The sequence below is a fragment of the Nocardioides sp. P86 genome, from assembly GCF_023712465.1.
GTDB lineage: Bacteria > Actinomycetota > Actinomycetes > Propionibacteriales > Nocardioidaceae > Nocardioides > Nocardioides kribbensis.
Window position 1 is genome coordinate 1 of sequence record NZ_JAMAYE010000043.1, and the last position, 419, is coordinate 419.

The following is a 419-nucleotide window of genomic DNA, read 5'->3' on the forward strand; positions in this document are numbered from 1 at the left end:
CACAGTAGCCTGAGAGAAACCTATCTCCTGAAGTTCAGAAAGTGCAGTACGACTGAAACCCTTGACCGAGTGTTTGAGCGTATCCTGGATAAATTAAATGATGAAGGTGGGGATATGAATAAGATAACCAGCCTGAACGGAGCTTATGATCACCGCAGGGCTGAGATCTACATGAAAAAAAACTATGACAAAATACCTGCTTCAGTGTGGCATCTCATCACCGATGAGATATGAATAATGTAATTAGACGCTGTTATTCCAGGTTTGATAAAAACGGATGATGTAGAATTCCTTTACTCATTTTTAACGAGGAATATACATGCGACGTAATGCACAAAAATGGATCCCGTTTGGATTTGATACGGATTCAAATAAAATTGTTGATATCGCCAGCGTTGAAAATGGGCTTTCGTGTAACT

1 protein-coding gene is annotated in these 419 nt (G+C 39.6%); it reads left to right on the forward strand.

The genetic code is table 11. The annotated features are described in order from the left end of the window. Positions 1-234 (forward strand): Hha/YmoA family nucleoid-associated regulatory protein (locus M3673_RS18865; RefSeq protein WP_251535613.1); only part of this gene is annotated, 234 nt, incomplete at its 5' end. Between the last annotated feature and the right edge of the window lie 185 nt (positions 235-419).